At 51.3% G+C, this 4,124-nt stretch carries 2 protein-coding genes and 2 pseudogenes; 2 read left to right on the top strand and 2 right to left on the bottom strand.

Annotated elements, in window-relative coordinates; translation table 11 throughout:
- Positions 1-31: 31 nt before the first annotated feature.
- A pseudogene (locus tag EQY_RS0123780) lies at positions 32-298 on the bottom strand (DUF4238 domain-containing protein); the annotation flags it as partial.
- A 60-nt stretch (positions 299-358) separates the two neighbouring features.
- Here EQY_RS0123780 and pifC point away from each other — a divergent pair.
- Together pifC and EQY_RS0123770 are read left to right on the top strand one after the other, a co-directional pair.
- Positions 359-1,447 carry a transcriptional repressor PifC gene (pifC, locus tag EQY_RS0123775; RefSeq protein WP_000952220.1) on the top strand — a complete coding sequence of 363 codons (1,089 nt, stop codon included), beginning with the start codon at positions 359-361 and terminating at the stop codon, positions 1,445-1,447.
- 1 nt (position 1,448) lies between these two features.
- On the top strand, positions 1,449-3,671 hold the full coding sequence (locus EQY_RS0123770; RefSeq protein WP_001286313.1) for a KAP family P-loop NTPase fold protein: 2,223 nt from the start codon (positions 1,449-1,451) through the stop codon (positions 3,669-3,671).
- 240 nt (positions 3,672-3,911) lie between these two features.
- Here the strand turns inward: EQY_RS0123770 and yacA are convergent.
- Positions 3,912-4,076 (bottom strand): annotated as a pseudogene (gene yacA, locus EQY_RS0123765) (type II toxin-antitoxin system antitoxin YacA); the annotation flags it as partial.
- Positions 4,077-4,124 lie beyond the last annotated feature (48 nt).

The raw sequence follows: 4,124 nt of genomic DNA, 5'->3' as shown, positions 1-4,124 counted from the left end.
AATCTTTTTGGGGTTTTAATTCCTATCGATCAAGATTACCGTACGGACCGAAGTCATTACTGTTCTTAAGCACGACAGGATTATCTGATACGTAAAACGGACGTTCTGGCCTGGTGTCCAGAAGGTACCAGTCCTTTTTCAGCAGGTGATCAATATGTGACATCTGCTGGACGACCTGCCGCAGAAAAATATCCTTGGTATCGCCCCCGGACGACAGGCCCAGAGTTTCCAAGGCCTGCTCTTTAGTCGAGCCAATTGCCTCTATCTTATCGGTGAGCACCGAAATCATGCCTGAAATAGCACATGATATTAGTGCTAGGTTAGCATAATAAACAAAGCAAACATGAAAGGAACGATGATGCTCAGCCAGCTTAACTTGCGTTTTCACAAAAAACTGATCGAGGCGCTGAAAGTGCGTGCCGGTCGCGAAAATACTTCGGTCCCCCCCCTAGCCGAACGCTTCCTTGATGATGGCCTGAAAACGGTCGCGCCCGGCGACGGGTATTTTCAGCTTATTGCCGATCCGGAGGCCACAGTCCGGCAGTTGTACCGGCACATCATTCTTGGCCAGACCTTCGGCACATCAGCGTTCTCCCGCGACGAGTTGCGTTTTATGCTGGCTCATACCCGGGAAGCCTTCCTGCGCGGGCATAACAGGCTGGCCACCCTGCCGGCTCTGGGCACGCTGCTCGATATCACCCGTGACCTGCTGGCTTGGCAGATAGAGCATGAGCGTCCGGTGGATGGCCACTACCTGAAGGGGATCTTCCGCCTGGCAGGAAAAAACTGGACGGAAGAGTTTGACCGGTTCCTGGCAGATCTGCGTCCTGTTGTGGATCAGATGTATGCCGAGCACCTGCTGCGCCCGCTGGCGAGCGGCTGCTTTGAACTTACGGAGGTTCCAGACGCGGTCCTGGCGGAAATTTTTACCCTGCCGCGGCTGAATACCATATTTCCCCTAGTCCTGCGCGGGCTGGACTGGACTACAAACAAAGCCACAGCCCTCGCACAGGATCTGCGCCCGGTGATCCCGGTCGTGACGGAAACCGTCGAAGCCGGCACGCTTCGCCTCGATATCCGCATTGACGGCCAGCATCCCGGCGAGCGTCCGGGTGCCTGGTACAATACACCCCGTCTGCACCTGCTCATCACCGGCCAGGATTTTGTGGTGCCGTACGGCTGGGAAGTATTCTCTGAACTGCTGGGCCTGTTCACGCTTTATGCCCGTCATCCTGAAGCTCTGGCACACGGCCATCAGGGCGAGCATGTAATGCTCTCTCCACCCGGACACGTAACGGCAGAGGGATTCTTCGGAATAGACGGCCTGCGGATTTTTATGCCGGCAGAGGCCTTTGAGGAACTGGTAAGTGAGCTCACGGTGAAATGCCAGGAAGGCCCCCTGGCGAAAGCCCTGACCGGCCTGCGCTGTCTGTACGGGGATTTGTGATATGAGTGATGTCAGAGAACAGCATATGGATGGCAACGATAGTCCTATCACAAAGATGGAAGAAGATCGTTACGGTTTCGGTATCCTAGCGGAAAAACTTGCACACAGCATCGTCAGTATGGACAGAAATATCAGTACGGTGATCGGTATCGAAGGGAAATGGGGAGCAGGTAAAACCAGCCTGCTAAATCTGTTGCTGGAAAAAATGGTTCCGCTTATCCCACCAAAAACTCACGTCCTGAAAATTTCCCCCTGGCTCAGTTCCTCCGGGAAATGTACCGTCGACAGTCTGCTCACACCGGTGGCTGCAATCCTTGATGAGGAGGACGCAAAGGAATTGTGCTGGTTGCACAGAAAGTACCGCCAGCTGCGGAAAAAAACGTCCCCTCTCGCCAACGACATGCTTCGTTACGCACAACAGGTGTCCGGCCAGATAGCACCACTGGCAGAGTTCGCTGGTAACTGGATTCCCGGTGCAGGTTTTGTCGCCAGTGGTCTGAAAACGGTTTCTTCCACGAATCTGTCTGCCCGGCGGAAAACCACCGCCGAATTGAGAGATGAGATAGAAAATAAAATGACCCATCTGAAAGTCAATTTTATTGTGGTGCTCGACGATCTTGACAGACTGGAACCAGCCCAGGCCGTCGAAGTGCTGCGCCTGATTCGCTCCGTGGCGGACTTTTCCGGATTTCACTATGTCATGTGCTACGATCCCATAGTACTCGGCCATGCCATTGAGCACGGGCTGGGAGTAACCGACGGCAGAGCCTACCTCCAGAAAATTATCCCGCTTTCATTCAGTATTCCACTACCGGAGTCTTTCGATCTCCGGCGGGAGTTCCTGGCCGGCGCCGTGAAACTCTATACCTACGTTAATGGCACACCACCTGATTTCGCTCTGTATCGGGATCTAAAATCCGTTACTGAACACTTCGGGGCTGCCCTGACTACCCCCCGGGAAGTCAGGTTGGTACTGAATAGCCTGACATTTCGCTACGGAAGCATCCGGGAACACGTCTGGTTCCCGGACCTCTGTCTGCTGCAACTACTCCGGGTTACGTTACCCGATCTGTATCTCTGGGTAGAACGCTACTTAACTGAATACGCTGTTTTCGCCTCCAAAATCGGATCGGCTTTGGCTCGGAAGAAAGACGCTCTGACGTCAGAACTACAAAAATTACTCTCCGAATTACCTCCTGTGTCAACGTTGTCCGTGACCGAACTTGCTAGATGGTTGCCCGGAATCGAGGAAAAGAAAGAGGGCAATATTGTTCTCTTCAAACTATATCCAGAACAGCACCAAACGGAACATGACACAAACAGAAGACTTCGTAGTGTTTTTTACTGGCGCTTTTATTTTGCTTTTACTGCACCGGGGGATGTCCGTTCGCCAGACTTTTTCAACCGGTTGCTCATGTTGGCAGGCGATCCTGACCGTCAGCGTGAGCTAAGCGAACTTCTCTTGGGTGAGCTGGAAGAAGCAGGTTTATCCTCACGGACATGGTTTGAACACATTATTAGCAGGCTCACCATGGAAATGCTCTCCCAGGCAACTCCCGCACAATGCTTGGGATTACTACGCTTTATATTCATTAATGGCACAAAGATCTCCAGGTATTATCGACAGCGCGGTGGGCGCATGAGACTGGAGTTGGTAGGGTTGACAGATCTGGCGGACAGGCTTTTTCGACTTATCCCTAAGGCCAGCGCCAAAGAGGGTATCGACTGTTTGAGTCATGCCCTGCAAGATCAGCAGGCGTTCAGCTGGGCCATAACATATCTTCGTCATCTTCTCTGGCAAAATGGTCTGGTCGGTACGCGCCCCATACCACAGGATAAAAGGATACTCGGTGATGATGATTTAAGAGATTTGTGTCAACAGGCTAAAAAATGGCTGGAAAATCCAGATAACCAAGAAGTGATTCTAGCGAATGGGGAACTGAATGATTTGGTGTATGCCTGGCAGGAAATCAGCACCACCAAATCTGTTGCGGCGTGGCTAACCTCAGTAACAACCGACAAGGATGATGTTTTTCTCAAGATCCTGCTGCGGCTGCATTATGACGGTATTGGCCATTACCAGGAAAGCCTGGGTGAATTCTTTGGCGGAGAAGAATATATTCTGAAGAGATTAGCTAAAATTGAAGCTAAAGGGCAGTGGACTGAACTGACCAGTAAGGTAAGGAAAGCTATCGAACTCGACTCTCCTGGCATTCCCCGATAATCACTATATCTGCTCAGGAAAGAGCAACCGAGAAAACCAACTAAGCTAAGGCGGATTGTATACTTCTCCATACGCTGTCTCATAGGCTCATAGCGGGCCTTTTTTTTATAAAATGAACAGAATCAGGCGATAAACGCCTTTTCTTTATCAAAAAGAACACCGACATACGCCAGTTCGCTCAGCAATTTGCGTTTCCATCCACCATGTTCATCAAGCTCAGTATAAAATACCGAGGCTGTCTGCCCAGACCTGGTCACGGAACCAGGTATTATGCTGCCGTTCAACGGTCTGGCGCATAAAATCCCTGATTAACTGGGAGCCATTACGATCCATGCTTTTTGCAGCGGCCATAAAAGCATCCTTCAGTTCAGCGTCGATTCTTAAACTCATATTAATCTGTGCCATTTATCACCTCGTCAGGATATGCCGCGTCAGCGGCATGGAAGGCGGTAC

It is taken from the genome of Escherichia sp. TW14182 (assembly GCF_000208525.1).
In the GTDB taxonomy this organism is placed as follows: domain Bacteria; phylum Pseudomonadota; class Gammaproteobacteria; order Enterobacterales; family Enterobacteriaceae; genus Escherichia; species Escherichia ruysiae.
Note: the sequence above shows the minus strand (reverse complement) of the source record. Positions and strands in the feature narration are given on the sequence as shown.

Excerpts from the sequence above, each read along its gene's own strand:
- EQY_RS0123770 (WP_001286313.1), top strand. The coding sequence starts at position 1,449 with ATGAGTGATGTCAGAGAACAGCATATGGATGGCAACGATAGTCCTATC.
- pifC (WP_000952220.1), top strand. The coding sequence starts at position 359 with ATGCTCAGCCAGCTTAACTTGCGTTTTCACAAAAAACTGATCGAGGCG.